At 43.7% G+C, this 19,435-nt stretch carries 14 protein-coding genes and 1 tRNA gene; 4 read left to right on the plus strand and 11 right to left on the minus strand.

The genetic code is table 11. The features are described from left to right. Positions 1-91: 91 nt before the first annotated feature. From NQ564_RS08725 to NQ564_RS08745, 5 genes are all read right to left on the minus strand, one after another. Positions 92-3,052: an AAA family ATPase gene (locus tag NQ564_RS08725; protein WP_008150224.1), complete on the minus strand. Its 2,961-nt coding sequence runs from the start codon at positions 3,050-3,052 to the stop codon at positions 92-94. Then, positions 3,049-4,293: an exonuclease SbcCD subunit D gene (locus NQ564_RS08730; RefSeq protein WP_008150226.1), complete on the minus strand. Its 1,245-nt coding sequence runs from the start codon at positions 4,291-4,293 to the stop codon at positions 3,049-3,051. The genes NQ564_RS08725 and NQ564_RS08730 overlap by 4 nt, the downstream gene beginning before the upstream one ends. Positions 4,294-4,305: 12 nt before the next feature. Then, positions 4,306-4,557, minus strand: coding sequence for a DUF2442 domain-containing protein (locus NQ564_RS08735; protein WP_008150227.1), 252 nt, complete (start codon positions 4,555-4,557; stop codon positions 4,306-4,308). Between the two features lie 6 nt (positions 4,558-4,563). Continuing rightward, the gene (locus NQ564_RS08740) at positions 4,564-4,821 is read right to left on the minus strand and encodes a DUF4160 domain-containing protein (RefSeq protein ID WP_008150229.1); all 258 of its coding nucleotides are present in this window, start codon (positions 4,819-4,821) and stop codon (positions 4,564-4,566) included. Positions 4,822-4,989: 168 nt separating this feature from the next. Continuing rightward, positions 4,990-9,411: a leucine-rich repeat protein gene (locus NQ564_RS08745; RefSeq protein ID WP_008150232.1), complete on the minus strand. Its 4,422-nt coding sequence runs from the start codon at positions 9,409-9,411 to the stop codon at positions 4,990-4,992. 591 nt (positions 9,412-10,002) lie between these two features. Between NQ564_RS08745 and NQ564_RS08750 the strand changes: the two genes are divergently transcribed. Beyond that, positions 10,003-10,365, plus strand: a complete 363-nt coding sequence (locus NQ564_RS08750) for a helix-turn-helix domain-containing protein (protein WP_039848258.1) — start codon at positions 10,003-10,005, stop codon at positions 10,363-10,365. A 341-nt stretch (positions 10,366-10,706) separates the two neighbouring features. Further along, on the plus strand, positions 10,707-12,377 hold the full coding sequence (locus tag NQ564_RS08755) for a putative transporter (protein WP_008150235.1): 1,671 nt from the start codon (positions 10,707-10,709) through the stop codon (positions 12,375-12,377). On the opposite strand, the gene NQ564_RS08760 is transcribed toward NQ564_RS08755, so the two are convergent. The 3 genes from NQ564_RS08760 to NQ564_RS08770 all read right to left on the minus strand — a co-directional run bounded on the left by NQ564_RS08760 (position 12,378) and on the right by NQ564_RS08770 (position 14,404). After that, positions 12,378-13,562: a class I SAM-dependent methyltransferase gene (locus NQ564_RS08760; protein ID WP_039848226.1), complete on the minus strand. Its 1,185-nt coding sequence runs from the start codon at positions 13,560-13,562 to the stop codon at positions 12,378-12,380. Positions 13,563-13,636: 74 nt separating this feature from the next. Further along, positions 13,637-13,723: transfer RNA gene (locus tag NQ564_RS08765), tRNA-Ser, on the minus strand. Positions 13,724-13,852: 129 nt separating this feature from the next. Further along, the gene (locus NQ564_RS08770; protein ID WP_005640236.1) at positions 13,853-14,404 is read right to left on the minus strand and encodes an NADH peroxidase; all 552 of its coding nucleotides are present in this window, start codon (positions 14,402-14,404) and stop codon (positions 13,853-13,855) included. 190 nt (positions 14,405-14,594) lie between these two features. Between NQ564_RS08770 and NQ564_RS08775 the strand changes: the two genes are divergently transcribed. Further along, complete coding sequence (locus NQ564_RS08775) at positions 14,595-15,653, plus strand: class I fructose-bisphosphate aldolase (protein WP_008150241.1); 1,059 nt, start codon at positions 14,595-14,597, stop codon at positions 15,651-15,653. 64 nt (positions 15,654-15,717) lie between these two features. Here NQ564_RS08775 and NQ564_RS08780 read toward each other — a convergent pair whose 3' ends face one another. After that, the gene (locus NQ564_RS08780; protein ID WP_008150244.1) at positions 15,718-17,844 is read right to left on the minus strand and encodes a S9 family peptidase; all 2,127 of its coding nucleotides are present in this window, start codon (positions 17,842-17,844) and stop codon (positions 15,718-15,720) included. A gap of 85 nt (positions 17,845-17,929) precedes the next feature. Between NQ564_RS08780 and NQ564_RS08785 the strand changes: the two genes are divergently transcribed. After that, positions 17,930-18,418 (plus strand): SPOR domain-containing protein, encoded by a 489-nt coding sequence (locus NQ564_RS08785; protein WP_008155465.1) that lies wholly within the window; start codon positions 17,930-17,932, stop codon positions 18,416-18,418. A gap of 93 nt (positions 18,419-18,511) precedes the next feature. Here the strand turns inward: NQ564_RS08785 and NQ564_RS08790 are convergent, their stop codons facing one another. Further along, positions 18,512-18,658, minus strand: a complete 147-nt coding sequence (locus tag NQ564_RS08790) for a hypothetical protein (RefSeq protein ID WP_008150248.1) — start codon at positions 18,656-18,658, stop codon at positions 18,512-18,514. Positions 18,659-18,723: 65 nt separating this feature from the next. Continuing rightward, positions 18,724-19,344, minus strand: a complete 621-nt coding sequence (locus NQ564_RS08795; protein ID WP_008150249.1) for a Crp/Fnr family transcriptional regulator — start codon at positions 19,342-19,344, stop codon at positions 18,724-18,726. Between the last annotated feature and the right edge of the window lie 91 nt (positions 19,345-19,435).

Here is a 19,435-nt window from a genome sequence, read left to right on the forward strand (position 1 = left end):
GCTTGACGCGGGATCGCATGAGAACCGAACCTTATAAAGCCTGTTCTTTTGCGGCCCCGCATCAAGCGTGGGGACAAGGGATTTTGGAACTTTACAAAACTTCAAGAAAGCTGCGTCCATTGCCGGCGCGGTTCACACAGATGCGGACGGGGATGCGCTCAGTCATTTCCTGCACATGCGAGATGACACCGATCTTGCGTCCCTGCGTCCGCAAACTTTCCAAAGCATCCATCGCCACACGAAGCGTCTCGGCATCCAAGGACCCGAAACCTTCGTCGATAAAAAGGCTTTCGACCCTCATCCGGTTGGATGAAAGAGAAGACAAACCGAGCGCAAGTGCCAGCGAAACAAGGAACGATTCGCCCCCCGAAAGGCTATGAACGGTACGCACCTCATCACACATATCCCGGTCGATCACCTGCAAGGCAAGCGTTTCGGGAACCCGTTCCAGCCGATAACGCCTTGTCAAGCAACGCAATTGCACATTGGCATAGTTCAACAGAATATCAAGCGTATATCCTTGCGCTATGCGACGGAACTTGGCGCCATCGGCAGAACCGGCCAATTCGTTCAGCTTCGCCCAACGTTCGCTTTCCGTACGCCGGACATTCAATTCTTCCTGTAGACCGGAAACTTTCGCCTTGTTCTCCGTCTGGGTACGAAGCCGGAAAGCAAGTTCCGTCTTTTCCTGCGTAAAGCGGAGCAGGGTTGCTTCGAGTGGCTGTCCATCAGAAGAAGCCAAGTAGCCGGCAGTCCATTTATCTAAAGCCACCTTTCTCCGGAGTAGGTCGGCAGAAGCTTCATCCAAGTCCTTTGCGATCTGGTCGGCAATGCCACGCGTCTGGTCGGCGATGCCGGATTGCTCGGTCTGGGTAGCCGACAGTTTTTTCAGACGTTCCTTCAGTTCTTCCATTCGCCGGGTGTACTCCTGCTCCACACTATCTGCGGGGCGGCCGTCGAGTAGTTTCTTTCGCTGCGCCTGTAAAGAGGAAAAAGCGATATGGTTCTTTTCGTGGAACTGTCCGGCTTCTTCCGCTTGCTTTTCGAGAGAAGGAAGAAAAGAAGCAAGAGATTCGCATTCGGCTTTTTGGGCGCTCTCCTGCCGTTCCAACTGATGAAGTTTCTCGGTATTTTCCTGCCACTGACGGGCAAAGTCTGTCAATGTTTTACGAAAGGCTTCCGGATTCTGCAACCATGCTTTCTGCCATTCGCTATTGCCGAACAAGAGGTCGGCAGCCGAAAGGGACTGAGCCAACTGGTCGGATTGTTCTTTTATAGTGACTTCTTCCCTCTCTTGCCGGCTGGCGGCGAGTTGTTGCTTGCCGATCATCTCCTTACAGGCAGCCTCGCTATCTGCAAGTTCTTTATGGAGTTGAAGCAACTGCTGTTGCAGACGGGCAAGATGGCGAGTATGGGCGATGTAGGTTTCTTTTTTATCCGATAAAGCCTGCAATTGAAGGGTGAGGGCAGAAACAGGGGCGACGGGTGCCTGATGGGCAAAAGGATGATGTGTACTCCCGCAAACCGGACAGGGTTGCCCTTCCTGTAACCTGCCGCGCAAATCCTTTATGTTGCCGGAAGCCTCCAAGCGTGCCTGTTCGATAAGCAATTGTTCTCGTTCCTGGCGAAGTTTCTCAATCTGTTTGTCTAAAGCCGGTGCATCGACAGCTTTCAGTTCTTCTTCCAGGTTCCGATACTCCTCTTCCGCCCGTTTCAACGCCTGCTGTTTGTTTGCATTCGCCTGTTGCAGAGCGGCAAGTTGTTTATTCAACGCCACAACCTCCTGCTGGAGCGTTTCGATCGAACGAGTGGCCGCTTCCATCCCCGAACGGGCGACCGATGCTGCATCCAAGTGCAACAACAAGGCTGAAAGCTGCTCCGCAATACGTTCCTTCTTCTTATAACGCTCGCGCCAAGCAGCCAGACGGACCATCTCCTCCGCCCCCTGCTTTTGACGGAGGACGGCAGCCTGATATTTCTTTTCGGCATCTTCCTTCCGAAGCGTAACATTCTTCAACTGCTGCTCCGAATGTGACAAGTCGCGGATGGCCGTATCCAACTGGATATCCAGTTTACGCGCCTGCAATATCTCCTGTTGAAGAGATTTAAAACGAGCTTCGGACTGTTGCTGCTCCTCCACTCCCTTTTCGTATTCACGGCGAGCAACCAACAACAATTCCGTTGCGTGCACCAACTTGTCGGCAGCCTCTTTTTGCTGCCTCCGGCGGACAGAAATCTGCTGTTCGACAGAGCGGACAGCCTCTTGAAGAGCCTGCTGCTCCGCTTTCGCTTTCTCGATCCGCTGCGATTCTTTCTCCGCTTGGGCAAGACGAGTGCGCAAGTCGTTTTCTTCCTCATCCGTCAATAGCTCAATGCCTTGTATGCGTGATTGGATCAAGTCGAAGGCATCTTTCGCCCGCGCATTTCTTTCAAATATCTGGCGGGAAATAGCAGAATAAAGCTCGGTTCCGGTCAACTTCTCCAACAAGGAGGCTTTTTCTCCCTGCTCGGCTTTCAAGAAAGTGGAAAAATCGTTCTGCGCCAGCAATACGGAACGCGTAAACTGTTCGAAGGTCAGGCCGATCAGTTCGATGATACGGGCTTGCAGATCGGAACGCGTCCCCTGCTCTTCCTCCTCCTTGTCGAGGTTGTACAACGCCAGACGCGGATTCTGCAACCGTCCGTTTTCCTTGTCACGCGCCCGCGCCACCGACCAGCGTGTCCGGTAGCGGTGTCCGTTCAAGGCCATGAAATCCACCTCTGCAAAACCAGAAGCCGTCCCCCGCCGCAGCAAGAAACGGGGATCGCTCTGCGACAGTTGTTCATTACTGACATCCTGAAGCTTGACATTATTTTCTTTTGCTTGATCGGTACGAGGCGTACGGGCGAACAGAGCCAAGCACATCGCATCCAAAAGCGTGGACTTGCCAGCTCCCGTAGGTCCGGAAATGGCAAAGATCCCGGCCGAGAGCAACGGCTCTACTGTAAAGTCTATTTCAAAATCACCTTCCAGCGAGGCCAGGTTACGACCTCGTATCGCTAATATCTTCATAGGGAAACCTCCCGTATTACATCGTTAAACATCTTCTCCAACTCTTCCGGCAAATCTCCCCCGAAACGGTTCGTAAAAGTATGGCGAAGCATATCCAGCGGAGCGATCTTTTGCAAATCCGTATAAGACAAAGGACGAGAATCTTCCTCTCCCTCCTTTTTCGGATAAGAAGGGATGATAGAAGTCAGGCGTACAGCCTTATCCGCCAGCACCTCCTCTACCCGATGCCGGAAACCCGGGTCTGGCTCCGTCAGCAGCACCTGTACTTCCAGATAAGGCCATAGGCTGCGGTCGGCTCCCTCTTCCGCCAACGGCAGGTCAGAAAGCTGCAAAAGGACTTCGGCAGGCAATGCCGGTTCCGCCGGAATCCGATGCAGGGCGGTCCGGAGTGGGATGGGCACTGCTTCGAGATCCGACAGGCATCCGTTTTTGAGGGTAAAGGCAACAACCTGATGGTGATAATGCTGTTCAGAGAAAGACATCGGAAGCGGACTACCTGCATAGCGTACATGCTCACGCCCTCCTACCCGTTGTGCCTTGTGGATATGCCCGAGAGCCGTATAGGCCAAGTCCTCGTTAAAGGCTTCTACCGATATCGATTCAAGCCCTCCCATGATAGTCCGTTCGCTCCGGTCATCTTCCGACAGTTCGGCACCGGTCGCATGCAGGTGTCCCATCGCAAGGAGTACCTCGCCCGGCTGCCTCTGACTATCGGCATAGTCATAGAGCCCGCGGTACATTCGGGTAACCCCTTCCACATAAGTATCTTTCCTTTCCTCCGAAGCGGGGTAATCTCCCTGGCGAAGATAGGGAACAGCCAAGCAAAGTGCCTCCCGTTTCCCCTCCTTATTATATAAGGGGATCAGAAGTGAATCGAAATCGATCTTGCACAGGTCCGTTCGCGGGACAATCCCGACAATCGACGTATTCAGTTCTTCCAACAAAGGTATCGGCGCCTCCAAACGAGCTGCCGAATCATGATTGCCTGCGATAACCACGATCTGCAAATGAGGATTACGCCGATTCGCTTCCCGCAAAAACCGGAAAAAACGACGTTGGGCGGCTGCTGATGGATTGGCAACATCGAAGACATCGCCTGCAATCAGCAGGACATCGGTCTGCCGTTGCACCAACAGGTCAGTCAACCACGAAAGAAATGCCTCATGCTCATCATCGCGGTCATACCCGAAAAAGGTTTGTCCGAGATGCCAGTCGGCGGTATGGATTATTTTCAATGACATAACAGCAAAGGGTTATATCTCAATTCCCTGCTTATACAAATAATCGGGAGCGAAGTCAGCACCGTTGAACCATTCGATCGTCCAATGCGTCAGCCCAAACTGGATGAAATTCTTCATGTCTTTCAAAGGCTCAAATATTTTCCCGTTGAGCAAAGGCAGGAAATCTATCCTTTTGGTTTTCCCGTTGCTGAACTCCAAATCCATCGTATAGCCTTCTACATAATCTACATTCGTCACTCTTATCAAATCTATATCTTCTTCCATGACTTTTTATATTAAAGGATTTATTTTATGAACTTCTTCGCCGTTTTGCAAGCGCACCCAATTCATCATCAACTCTTCCTTATGCAATTCCATCCAACGAAAAACCTGCTTTAAGACACTACTGGGAATTTCTCCTTTCACCACTCCTTTTTCAATCGTCACTATAGCCTGATAATCTCCATATCGGATATGGAAATGCGGAGGGTTATGGTCATCGGCAAACATTGCTATGATGATTCCAAAAAAACGACATATTTCTGGCATACTTTTTACTTTTATTATACTACTATTTATCCATCATTATAGCCAATACAAACATACGAAAAAAGCATTATCCTTCCCTACTTTTTCAAACAGAAAAAACAAAGGGTATATCCGAAAGTGACAGACCTTCCTTCAGATATACCCTTTACAATCCGGCTATTTACCTTTTTACAAAATCACCTTAAACGATTCCTTTCCTATGCGAACGAAGTAAAGTCCATCGGAAGGCACATCCACAACCTCCACACTATCCCGGATCGTTTTCAAAACGACAAGCCGCCCGTTGCCATCATAGACATACACCGGAACACCGGCTTCAAAACCGGATAGAGCCAAGCGTCTGGGGGCGGAACGGTAAACGCGTTTGGTGGTGTTTGGCAGTTGGTCGATGCTGGTGGGATCAGATTCTTTTTTGAATTTGACAGACAAATAAACATTTTCCATTAAATAAGGAAGTACAAACTGATTATTTTCATCCAATGTATTTGTTATATCTGCATCATTCAAAATAACGGATTCTATTATAAAACCCCGTTCCGGTCGGACATGAAAATATATACGAGAAGATTCCGTCCTTTTCATATAACCATAATAACAATACACCCAATCTTCTTCGTCTTGTCGAGTTCCGACAGTACCTCCTTCCGACAATAATATTTCGATTACATAGTTAGTTACAATTCCATGAGTTCGTATATTTTTAAATTTGCCCCAAACGGCATCCTCTTTATAAAATTGCAAACGGTTTACAGGTACAAACAACCTTGCAGACTGATAAACAGAATTGCAAAAACTATTTAACGACACCTGTGGAACCTCTTCTGAGGACAAATACACATAATCTATAGCAGGACAATCTTTAAAAGCATACTCTTCTATTATTGAAATATCCCCTGCCATGTGTACCGATTGCAGAGAACTACATCCAATAAAAGAATTTGAGTAAACTCGCTTAACTTTAGGAGGGAATACAATAGATTGCATATTCGAACAGTTTTCAAAACTGGGTAATTCAGTCAAACTTAGGCAATCACTAAAATTAAAAGACGTATTTTGGCAACCTTTCAACGCTTGATACCCAATATAAGATAAATTCTCGACATCATCAAAATAAACAGCTTTCATATTTTCAAAAGCATAATCCCCCACTTTTTCCAAACATGCGATATTAGACCCTGAAGTAAACTGTATACTACATTTGACACAGTTTTTAAAAGCAGAATTTTTTATCTCTTTTACTTTCTGCAAAATTCCGACTCCATACATATTTGAACAATTTTCAAAAGCACCTTTTTCAATCAGCTCTACAGACATAAGTCTCGGTCCATTAATTAGATGACTACAATTTTTAAAAGCCTCTTCTCCAATTTTTTTCAAATATTTATATTCATATATTTCTATATTAAGAGATGGGAATGTCGAAATAACAGAACCATAAAAAGACTGATTTCCAATTGCTTCTATTGACTTTGGCAAATACATGGATTGAATTTTCTGATTACAATTAAAAGCCTTATCCGGTATTGTATTTGCCGAATGAATGCCATATTTTACGACAGTCGTATTCTTTAAATCCAATTCCAAAAGCGATCCCATTTGATTCATAACTTCAAAATCCCGCTGATCTATATCACCCTCAACTATAAGGTGTGTTACTAACAGCTTGTCATTTTCTGATAACAATGAATTCAAAGTCCCTGCTTTTGTTACCTTTACCGATAACTGCCTTTTTTCGCGTAAGGTCAGAACAACAGTCAAATCTTTATTCCCATTCATATCTATCTTTAAGTTTCCTGTATGAGCAGATGTGGCATTATTATTATCATCATAAATTACTTTACCACTTAAAAGGACTTGCCCAATGTAATATAGTTCATTCGAATAAACAGAAATTGTAGCCTCTCCAGAAAGCAACTCGATTTGAGTGACATCCTTATACTCCTTTTGATTCACATATATTTTTTCAATACCTTGAATTGTACTCAATGTCAAAGTATAAGACTTCCTTTGATATTCTACTGATAATGTCAAATCAGATTCTATGGATTGGATTTCATAATACCCATTCCTTATTTGTGAGGAAATGTCACTTCCTCCAAGAATTACTCTTTTTACTTCATAATAATTATCCGGCAAAAAATTGAGACTAAGCATTGTTCCTTCCTGCAAATTTGATATTAAATCTGACTGCGTTACTGTTTTATCCCCAATCTTTATACTACCAGTTCCTCCTGTCATATTTATATTCAACTTGTATGTAGGGATCTTTTCAAACGTCACAGAAAGCGACATATTGGAAGAGACAGAAGTAACATTATATACATTGTCAACTATTTCGTCGGTTATATCTTTCGAGCCAAGCAGTACTTTAGCCACACGATATTTATTATCCGGCAAAAACTCCAGTTTCGTTCCTGTAACCGGAACAGTCACCGAACTTCCATTTTCTACTGTTTTACCATCAACTTTAACTTTTCCACCTTCTGAAGCATTAACTCGAAAAGTAAAACTGGTAGCCGCATTCTTTTCAAATACAACTGTCACTTCCTTATTTTCTAAAATAGCAGGAATAGTCAATACATTATTATTTACCTGATCAGTAACATCATCTACAGCCCCAATTTTTACTTGTTTAAGATGATAACCAGCATTCGGTATTATTGAAATTTTGACATCAGTCAAAGCATCCACAGATATTGGACTTCCAGATGTAACAGACCGATCATTCAATCTCACAGTTCCTCCTGCTGAATAAGTCACCTTTACTGCATAAAGGTCTTTTTCAAACGTAACCGTTATCTCTTCATTCGCAGAAACAGCAGAAATCGTAAAAACATTATCTTGAATCTGATTTGTCACATCTGTACTTCCCAATTTCATTGACTTCAAGTGATAACCTTTATCCGGTATTATCGTCACTTTGACATCAGATAAAGCATTCACGGATATTGAATTTCCGGATGTAACAGATTGGCCGTTTACCTTTACACTCCCACCATTTGAACAAGTAACCTTTACTGAATAAATTACGGGAGCATCCTTTTCAAATATGACTGTCACATTCGAATTTTCCGAAATAGAAGAAATAGTCAATAGGTTATCACGAACCAGATCAGTCACATCCGTTGTACCTAATTTTACTTGCTTAATGTGATAACCATTATTTGGGGTTATCATAACTTTCACATCCGTTGAAGCATCCACAGCTACAGAATTTCCAGATGTGACAGACTTGTCATTCACCATTACCGCTCCACCTTCATTATAAGAAACCGAAACAGAAAGAGTTTTAGCATATTCAACTTTAATATCACTCGGAGGATCAGATAGGACTAATTTGTTCTCACTAATCTCAGTAATCTTATCGGCACCATCAATCAAAACCCGTTTCAAATAATATCCTTCCTGATTTGAGAACTCCATTTCAATACCTGTCATACGACGAAGAATCACCGTCTGCAGGTCCGATGGATCCGGATATACCCAATTCCCATCAATTTTCACCCAATTATGACTATCATAAGCTCCTCCATCACTAACTTTTATATTGGCATCGTAAAGTTGATAAAACAAATAATCGAAAGTCATATTTTCAACAAAATCATCAAACTTATAAATAACAGGATCAGTTCTACTACCAGCCATTGTCATGGTTGAAATTTCTCTTTGTGGAGTAAGTTTTACCCAACCACGACAACTGCCATCTTTAGGTACAACTCTAACAGAAACAGAACAACCTTTCTCTATAGATACTTTCTGCCCATTCTTTACTTCCACATCATTGACCATTATTGTTCCTCTCTCCTCTTTGTATAAAACCTCTATATAAGGATCGTCGGAATCTTTCTCCCAAATAACTTCAATCAAAAAATTCTTCTGTTGGCTATATTCTGTAACATAATAATTTATAGATCCTTGACTAATTCCATTAACTTTAACATCTTTAATATGGAAACCCTGTTTAGACGAAAAAGTAAATTTAAATTGAGATCCTTCCCCATAGTTACTATCCAAAAAATATCCAATTGAACCTTGTAACATATAATATTTATTGTTCACATCATAACAATGTACACTTCCCTCTTGAGCATTCCAAGGAACAATTTGAACAGCAAATTTGTGTGTTTGATCAAAATTTATTTGAAATTCCGATGTCGCAGATCGGTAAGTGTCATTGCTTTCTTGTTTTATTACTATCTTAGAGACACCTTTAATATCCTTCAACCCCAAGTCGATACCATCATAAACTAACTGGATATCATATTTATACACATCTCCCTGTTGTTTCCTATAGAGTTTATTTACAGAAATGGGAATATTGTCTCCCTCACAAGTAAAACTTAAAGATGCAAGAGATTTTGTCTGGATAAGATCAGGAATAGTAAATATCCAGCGCAAAACTCCGTCTTCGCAAGAGATTTCAGCTTTGACTCCCTGCAACGTTAAATCATAATCAAAGCCAAAATTAAGATATTTGATTTCGGGATGTTGCATCTTTAATTCTGGATCAAGCAATTCACTCCTCACTTCATTTATACTACCCAAACAAGCTAATAAAACGAGCAATATGACCTGTAACGTTTTTTTCATACCCCTAACCTCCGCCTCCCTGTCCCCCTCCGTTCGGCATTCACTTTGTAAGATTATAAAATAAGAAAAGCGCAGGAACTGTCACTTTATTATCTAATCTAAAGGTATCGCCAAACACCCGTTATGCAAATAATAAAACAACAGCCTGCGCTCTATAACTGTAATAATCTTTGTACATAACAAGGGAATATACAGCAGAGCACAAGCATTTATTGTTTATTATTCCTGCATAACAAAAAATTGGCGATTCTTTAGATTAGGAATAATATCGTAAACGCTTTTCGCTTTTTCAGTAAGTCCTTCCGTTCCAACCTCCACCGAGGCTACTACTTGGAATTGTCACAAAAGTAGGGAATTTATAGAAACAAAGCTATATTTAGCTCAAATAAAAAATATCCGGACCACAAAAACACGATTAAAGAATCGATAAATCCATTTTGTTAAATATTGTCTCGAATAAATTCTATATTTCTAAACCGACTCGTATATTTGTACCAAAAAAGGATAATAAGAATTGTATCACCTAAGGAACTGAGAAAACTCTATAAAACAGAAGTCATGAAAATCACACATAGCTTTGGGGGATTAGTTATGAATAAAATAACAAAAGAACAATATGAATTTGCGTTGGCAAGAGTGGAAGAACTTCTGCCTTTGGTCAATGACAATATTCCTACAAACGATAAGAATGCAGTGGAGCTCACCGTCATGTCCGATATAGTAATCGCATACGAGAAGGAACACTTCCCTATAAAAAAACCAACAATCGCTGAACTGATCGAGCTTTCCCTTGAAGAAAAAGGGATGAGCCAAAAACAGCTTGCCGGGGAGATCGGAATAAGCCCTTCACGAGTGAATGATTTTGTTTCCGGACGTTCAGAACCGACTTTAAAGATAGCGAGATTGCTTTGCCAAATATTGAACATACCTCCTGCTGCCATGTTAGGCTTTTGAAAAACTCCCCGAACCGCAAACACGATCCGGGGAGCCATTCAACCACGATTTGCCAATTTATCAAAATGTCACTACCCGCCCATGAAAATAGGATTAGTAGTGCATATATTTGGAATTAGTATAGCGGGTAATATTTTTTAACACAACAAAATGCACTACGTTCCCCTTTTTTCACGAACAAAATGACACCTCGTCATAAGCCGGCAGAACATCATTCGATGACAGCAAAAGGAATATTTGCCGTGGAAACATATCCTGTATGGTCAAGCACATAGACATACAAACGGCAATATCCGAATTTATTGTCTATCTTTGCCCTCTCAATAAATGAAACGGAACGTATGAATTGGTTACAAGAGGCTTTTTTAGAGCCTACTATGGTTCAAGCAGTTATCATTATTTCGCTGGTCTCTGCACTCGGATTATATTTGGGGCGGATCAAGATATTCGGCATATCACTGGGTATCACATTCGTATTTTTTGCCGGTATCTTAGCGGGACACTTAGGGATCGTCGTGAATAAGGATATGCTTTATTTTGCGCAAAGTTTCGGCCTGATTCTTTTCGTTTATGCATTAGGATTACAGGTTGGCCCCGGTTTTTTCTCTTCACTGAAAAAAGGAGGTGTAGCTATGAATATGATGGGGTTGGGCGTGATCCTGCTCGGTCTGGTTATGACGGTCGGGTTGCACTGGACAACAGGAATTTCCCTTTCCAATATGGTCGGTTTACTTTGCGGGGCCGTTACCAACACACCTGCTTTGGGAGCCGCTCAACAAGCTTTGTTACAGATAGATCCAACCAACACCAAAGGGGTGACAGACATGGCTTTAGCATGTGCCGTCGCTTATCCGCTCGGTGTAGTGGGCGTGATCTTGGCGATTATCATACTGAAAGCTCTGTTTACCGACAAGAAACAGAAAGACCAAAAAGAACAACGCGACATGACTACCTATGTCGCCGAGTTCCACGTAAGCAATCCGGCGATCTACGAGAAGAGCATCAAGGACGTGATGAAGCTGACGGAAAAGCATTTCGTTATCTCACGCGTATGGAGAAACGGGAAAGTGAGCATCCCTACTTCGGACACCTTGCTTCATGAGCATGATCACCTTTTGATTATCTCTGTCAAATCGGATGTCGAAAATATTAAAGTCCTCTTCGGCGAGCAAGAGAATGTGGACTGGAACAAAGCAGATATCGATTGGAATGCCATCGACAGCCAACTGATCTCGCGCCGCATCGCGGTGACACGCAACCGGGTGAACGGGGTAAAATTAGGTTCTCTCCGTCTCCGTAACCTCTACGGTATCAATATTACGCGCGTGAATCGTGCCGGTATAGACCTGTTGGCCTCTCCTGACCTGCGCCTGCAAATCGGCGACCGGCTGACAATCGTGGGAGAAGCGAATTCGGTAAACACAGTCGGAAAGATTTTAGGAGACGAAATCAAACGGTTGAACAATCCAAACCTCTTGGCTGTCTTTATCGGCATCTCATTGGGGATGCTGTTGGGGGCATTACCGATCACACTGCCGGGAATGAGCACACCGGTCAAATTGGGGATTGCCGGAGGTCCGATCATCGTCGGAATCCTGATGGGTGCATTCGGTCCGCGTTTCCACCTGACAACCTACACAACGATGAGTGCCAACCTGATGCTCCGTCAATTGGGGATCATTATTTATCTGGCGGGATTGGGAATCGATTCGGGTGCACATTTCTTCGAAACAGTTTTCCGGACAGAAGGATTGCTTTGGATCGGACTTGGGTTCCTGCTGACGATCGTTCCGGTGCTGATTGTTGGTTTCATCGCTTCGCAATTCTTCAAACTCGACTATGCACACAACGTGGGGATGCTCTGCGGAAGTATGGCAAACCCGATGGCATTAAACTATGCCAACACGACTGTCGATGGCGACGAGCCTTCCGTTTCTTATGCCACTGTTTATCCGCTCTCGATGTTTATCCGTGTGATTTCGGCTCAGTTGGTACTAATGTTATTCACCTGATCAGGCTTTGGAGCATCTGACCAACACCTTTTCTCCATCTGCCAGAGTGGTTGCAAAGAGATAGACGTGCCCACCATCGGCAATCTTCGTCCGCTTGCGCAAATCTTCTACGGAAAGAGGGAAATTGCGCACGGTTATATTTGCCTGAGGGATTGTTTTTGAAAGTCCTTTACACAGTTTTCCAGCAAAAGGCAGCACTTCGTCCACCCGGAATCTGCGGCCGGGAAAGTCGGGCAACAATTGGTCAGATGTATATAGATGGCTACTCACTTGCAACTTCTTTACTCCCGTCCGGACAGCTACCTGCTTGAATGCACCGGCTTTTAAAACCGAAGTATTCGGTTCATATAAATAAGCACCGACCTGACTGACCGGAACCAATACAGCATTACGTTCCTCTTCTAATGTAAAAGAGAAAGATTGCATTCCGTCCGGTCCGAAATTAATGCACCGGATCGACGGTTCCCTGCCATCCGCCTCACGCTCCGTCACGAAAAGCAGTTCCTTGCATTCATTCCTAACAGAAAGGACATGCACGGATGTCGTCCCCGGCAACAGTTCCAAAGTCATTTGTATATCCGCCATCGGCGAGAGCTTTGCGATGAGGCATGGAGAGCGTTTCAGAAGCTCCGGTAACAGTCCGGGCAGATCGGGTTCGCAATCTTGCAAAGCGAAAACCCGCTTGTTGGATTCTCCCCGGCGTGCAGGGTCGATATAAAAAGCATCGACCTCCGGAAGGGTATCGACGGCTTGGGCGGTATCAGCATTTACAACCGTTATGTTGTTGGCACCCAAGACGGAGAAGTTGTGTTTCGCAGCTTCACAATAAGCAGGAAAACGTTCTATATAAGTCAAATGTTTCGCCTTGAGGGAAAGGAAATAGCTATCGATCCCCAGTCCTCCTGTCAGGTCGCAAACTGTCCAACTTTCACCAATCAGCTCCTGCTTATAAGCAGCCGTCTGTTCGGAAGAACATTGCTCCGCAGCAATCTTAGCCGGAAAAATTAATTGTCCGTTCTCATACCACGACGGCAATTTTTCCCGAATCTGTCTCCTGGCCGCAATCTGATCGACCAAAAAGGGAATATCCATTCCGGGATATTTGGCGGCAGAAAGCAGCAAGCGGGCCAAGTCGTCTGCGGCATGTTCTTTGATGAATTGTATGTGTGCAGTTGTCAATTCCATATCGGCACTAAAGTCAGTGACGACATAAAAAAAGAGGGTGTGCCATAGTATTTGGTGACACATCCTCTTTTCTGCGGAAAGCGAGGGATTCGAACCCCCGGTACAGTTACCCGTACACCGCATTTCGAGTGCGGCCCATTCGACCACTCTGGCAGCTTTCCTTAGGTCGTCATTTGCGAGTACAAATGTAGGGAAAATTTAATTCCGTTGTCCTCCAAAGAGCATTTTTCTTAATAAAAAAGGGCATTCTCCTAAAAAAGAATACCCTTTCCTGTTAACGAATTTGCGAATTATTTGAAATAACGGTTGTATAAACCTTCAAATCCTTTACCGTGGCGAGCTTCATCCTTGCACATTTCGTGAACTGTGTCGTGGATAGCGTCCAGGTTTAATTGTTTTGCACGAGTGGCAATACGTTTCTTATCTTCGCAAGCACCACATTCGGCATCTTTACGTTTTTCCAGGTTTGTTTTTGTGTCCCAAACAACATCGCCCAGCAGTTCGGCAAACTTAGCGGCGTGTTCAGCTTCTTCCCAAGCATAGCGTTTGAATGCTTCCGCAACTTCAGGATAGCCTTCACGATCAGCCTGGCGACTCATAGCCAAATACATACCTACTTCGGTACATTCGCCCATGAAATGTGCGTTCAAGTCTTTAATCATTTCTTCATCACAACCTTTAGCAACACCGATCACGTGTTCATCGGCAAAAGTCAGTGCACCGGTCGTTTCTACCATTTCTTTAAATTTGCTCTTCGGCTGCTTGCATTGAGGACAGAATTCAGGAGCTTCATCACCTTCGTGTACATAACCGCATACTGTGCAAATCCATTTCTTTTTCATTTTTGTAAAATTTTTATTGGTTGTATAATCTAAAATAGTTGTAACACTCGTCATTTGTTCTTTGCAAATGTAGGGAAACATTCTAAAACAAGCTCTACAAAAACTCATAAATTTATTCTATCTATTAATTGATAAAAACTATGAAACCTATCCTTTGCTCTCCATGTTATATTAAAAAACTTTCATAAATATGGACACATCAAAGATTATCAGCCTACTGGGCGAACAAAGCGAGTTTCTGTTGGGACACACTTGTAAAACGATCGATAAATCACTTATACACATTCCTTCACCATCTGTCATCGACAGTATCTGGATCGACTCGGATAGAAATATCCAAACATTAAACAACCTGCAACGCTTGTTAGGAAGCGGACGGTTGGCAAACACGGGATATGTTTCGATACTGCCTGTGGACCAAGATATCGAACATACGGCGGGAGCTTCCTTCGCTCCGAACCCGATCTATTTTGATCCGGAAAATATCGTCAAGCTGGCCATTGAAGGAGGATGCAACGGAGTAGCTTCCACGTTCGGAATATTAGGTTCCGTAGCACGTAAATATGCACATAAGATTCCGTTTGTGGTCAAACTGAATCATAACGAATTACTGACTTATCCCAATTCATACAACCAGATCATGTTCGGCTCCGTAAAAGAAGCTTGGGATATGGGAGCGGCTGCCGTAGGCGCCACCATCTACTTCGGTTCGGAAGAAAGCAGAAGGCAGTTGGTCGAAGTGTCAGAGGCATTTGAATATGCACACGAATTGGGAATGGCCACCATCTTATGGTGCTACCTGCGCAATAGTGAATTCAAAAAAGACGGTGTGGACTATCATGCCGCAGCCGACCTGACGGGACAAGCCAACCACTTGGGTGTTACGATTAAAGCGGATATCATAAAACAAAAACTGCCGGAAAACAACGGGGGATTCACGGCTGTCAAATTCGGCAAGATCGACCAGAAGATGTACACCGAACTGACTACAGAACACCCGATCGACCTCTGTCGCTACCAGGTTGCCAACAACTATATGGGGCGTGTCGGTCTTATCAACTCCGGCGGTGAATCTCATGGAGCTTCCGACTTGAAAGATGCGGTCTACACGGCTGTCGTCAATAAGCGGGCAGGCGGTATGGGGTTGATCAGCGGGCGAAAAGCATTCCAACGTCCAATGAAAGACGGTGTAGAACTGCTGCACACCATACAGGATGTATACCTGGACCCAGGAATCACAATTGCTTAGTATAAATAAAGAAACGCCGTCCCGGACAATTCAGAACGGCGTTTTCTCTTTTATGAATAAATCCTTATTTCTTCAACCACATATCCAGCCATTCGAAGAATGTACGCTGCCAAAGCACTCCATTCTGAGGTTTCAACACCCAATGGTTTTCATCAGGATAGATCAACAACTCGGCCGGAACACCTCGAAGGACGGCTGCATTAAACGCTGCCATACCCTGGTTAGCCAAAATCCGATAATCCTTTTCACCGTGAATGCAGAGAATAGGAGTATCCCACTTATCAACAAACAAGTGCGGGGAATTGGCAAACGTACGTTGTGCCGTCGCATTCTGCTTTTCCCAGTAAGCGCCACCCATATCCCAGTTGGCAAACCACATTTCTTCTGTTTCCAGATATTGCATTTCCATATTGAAAATACCGTCGTGTGCAATAAAGGCTTTGAAACGTTTGTTGTGGTGACCGGCCAGCCAATAAACAGAGAAACCTCCGAAGCTCGCCCCCACGCAACCCAGACGATCCTTATCGACAAACGGTTCTTTGGCCATCTCGTCAATAGCTGTAAAATAGTCTTTCATGCACTGGCCTCCATAGTCGCCGCTGATCTGTTCGTTCCATTCCATACCGAAGCCGGGAAGGCCGCGGCGGTTCGGGGCAACCACGATATAATCATTAGCGGCCATAATCTGCATATTCCAACGGTAAGACCAGAATTGGCTTACCGGGCTTTGAGGACCTCCTTCGCAGAACAACAAGGTCGGATATTTCTTATTCGGATCGAAATGAGGGGGATAAATCACCCAGGTAAGCATCTGTTTGCCATCTGTCGTTTTCATCCAACGACCTTCCACCTTGCCAATTGCCAACTGGTCATAAATCTGCTTGTTCTCCGTTGTCAACTGGGCCACTTTATTGTTATCAGCCAAATCGATCGAATAGATTTCATCTCCCATGCTCAAAGAATGGCGCTGCACAATCAACTTATTTTCACCTAACAAGGCTACACCGGCATAATCGTACATTCCGGAAGTAAGCGGCGTGATTTTGTTACCATCTTTCAGATCAATCTTATATACCTGAGACTCGCCATGCCATACCCCCGTAAAATAAAGGGCCTTTGCATCTGCACTCCAGACAAACCCGTCTACGTTGGAGTCAAAATCTTTGCTGGCGAAGATTTTTTCGCCTGTTTCCAGGTTCATGACCATCAAACGGTTCTGGTCTGACTCATAGCCATCCCGCTCCATGCTCTGCCATGCGATAAACTTGCCATCGGGAGAATATTGGGGATTCGTGTCATACCCCATGATGCCTTCACTGATATTGGTCGTCTCTTTCGTATTCAAGTCATATACATAAATATCCGAATTGGTAGACAACGCATATTCCTTTCCAGTCTTTTTACGACTCGTGTAAGCGATCTTGTCCGATGTCGTATTCCATGCCAGCTGTTCGATTCCTCCGAACGGTTTCATCGGGCTTTCAAACGGTTCACCTTCCATAATATCGACAGGGTTACTGATAGCCTTGCCATCAAAATCGGCAACAAAAGGGTGCGGGGCTGTTGTTACCCATTCATCCCAATGTTTATACATCAGGTCCGTAACAATAATGCCGGTAGCCTTATCCAAATCCGGATATTTATCTGCTGTACTCTTGACTGTCTTTACCTGTGAAATAAACAGGACTTTCTTTTCATCAGGAGAAAAGGCAAAACCTTCGATATCTCCGTCATACCGAGAGAGCTGTTTACGGTCGCTTCCATCCGGATTCATTTCCCAAAGCTGGCTGCTGCCGCTTTCATTGCAAAGGAAAGCGATTTTCTTTCCTCCTTTGATCCAGACAGCTTCATTTTCGGAGTAAGCCGTTTTCGTAATCTGCTTATTGTCCGTCCCGTCTGCGTTCATGACAAAGACTTCGCGATTGCTTCTGTTTTCCGGTACGCTGTAATAAGCTACAGTATACACAACTTTCTGTCCATCCGGAGAGACATTCATCCCTCCGATACGTCCCATTGCCCAAAGCACTTCCGGCGTCATCCGTCCGTCTTTCACTTTAATATCCGAACGCCCGATCACATTTTCCATGTTTTCTTTCGCTTTCACCTTTACTTCAATGTCTATATCCTTACTATTACAAGCACCAAATAATAAGGATGTTGCCATAACCATTGTTCCGATAGATTTATTCATGCAGTTTATAATATATTGTGTTTTGGGCACGAAAGTACAAAATATAATTTATATCTTTGTCCCATTAATTTAAGAACTGAACAGTATGAATAAGATTTGGTTATTTGGAGCCTCCATATGTATGGTTTTAGCATTAGGTTCTTGTAAACCTAAACAGAGTGCGTATAAGGCTGCTTACGAACAAGCAAAAGAAAAAGAGTCAACAGCTCCGGTCGAAGTTGTCGAAGAAGAGGAAGTGGTAGAAGAAGTAACTCCGGTTTCTAAACCGAGAACTTCCAATGTCAGCACACGTGCAGAAAGAATTAATGCTGCACAAGGTGAAGACGCAAGCAGACTGAAACGTTATAGTGTTGTTATCGGCAGTTTCAAGAACAAAACCAATGCTTACGCTTTGAAAGAGCGTATGCAGAACGACGGATATAATGCTGTTTTGGGTGAAAACGAACAAGGTATGCTTCGTGTGATCGTTGCCAGCTTTAATGACAAAGCCGATGCTGCTGACAGCCGCGATGCAATCAAAGCAAAATATGCTCCTAACTTCCAGGATGCTTGGCTTCTGGAAAGACAATATTAAAAATCCAATCCACGCGTTTCCGATTTCATGCCCATGTATCCAAAATCGGATGGGCATGGAATCGGAATTGCATGGGCATGGCGTTCCTAAAGATCAGATATTTTGTTCGACAGTCATCGGATCTGTCTCTGGATTTGCCTCCTGTTCCAATGTAGTTCCCAAGAACAACCAGATCATTAACAGGATAATCGCAATCACTACCCCAAAAATCAGCAGTACATTCGTATTCTTTCGTTTCATGTCTATTCTTCAATATTGATTTGAAGATTAAACAAGACAATCTCTTTTTTGGTTTAATCGTTCTTCTACTTTTGCTCTTTATTTAACTGAGTAAATATCTTAGAAAAAGTCTCTTGCGTCATATTCAAATAAGAAGCGATATTATAACGAGGAACATGCTTCATCAAATAATGGATTTCACGCGTATCCATGCAATGTCTGACTCTCCCCTCGGCCTGGTTACTACGCATCCTGAATGTTTTTTCTTCACTTTCAATGGCATACATTTCAAGCACTCTACAAATAACAGCGACAAATTCAGTACTTTCTTCCCACAGTTTATCAAACTGTTCTCGCTTAAAACAAACAGCCGTCGTATCTTCCGTAGCCTTAATATTAATCAAAGAACGTTGTTTCCCCAAAAAGCTATGCCATGACGTACAAAAATTCCCGTCACCGGCAAATCGTATGATACATTCTTTCCCATCTTTATTATAGAAACAGGAACAGAATCCACCCGCAATGAAAAACAGTACATTACACTCCCTATTTTCTGTCAGTAATAATTCTCCTTTTGTAAATCGAACGGGAGCGCTATTATCGTAAATCAGCTCACGAAGACTTTCGGAAACTGGATGATAATTGTTCATCACGGTAAACATTTTCTCATAAACGATATCATATAACACCTTCCTATTATCTTCCATTTGTTTCTTATTTTAGTTCAATAAAAATCTTATCTCTTTTATTTGAGACAAACAGACTTTTTGTGACATAAAAACCTCGCAATTATTGCAC

This window comes from Parabacteroides johnsonii DSM 18315 (assembly GCF_025151045.1).
Taxonomy (GTDB): domain Bacteria; phylum Bacteroidota; class Bacteroidia; order Bacteroidales; family Tannerellaceae; genus Parabacteroides; species Parabacteroides johnsonii.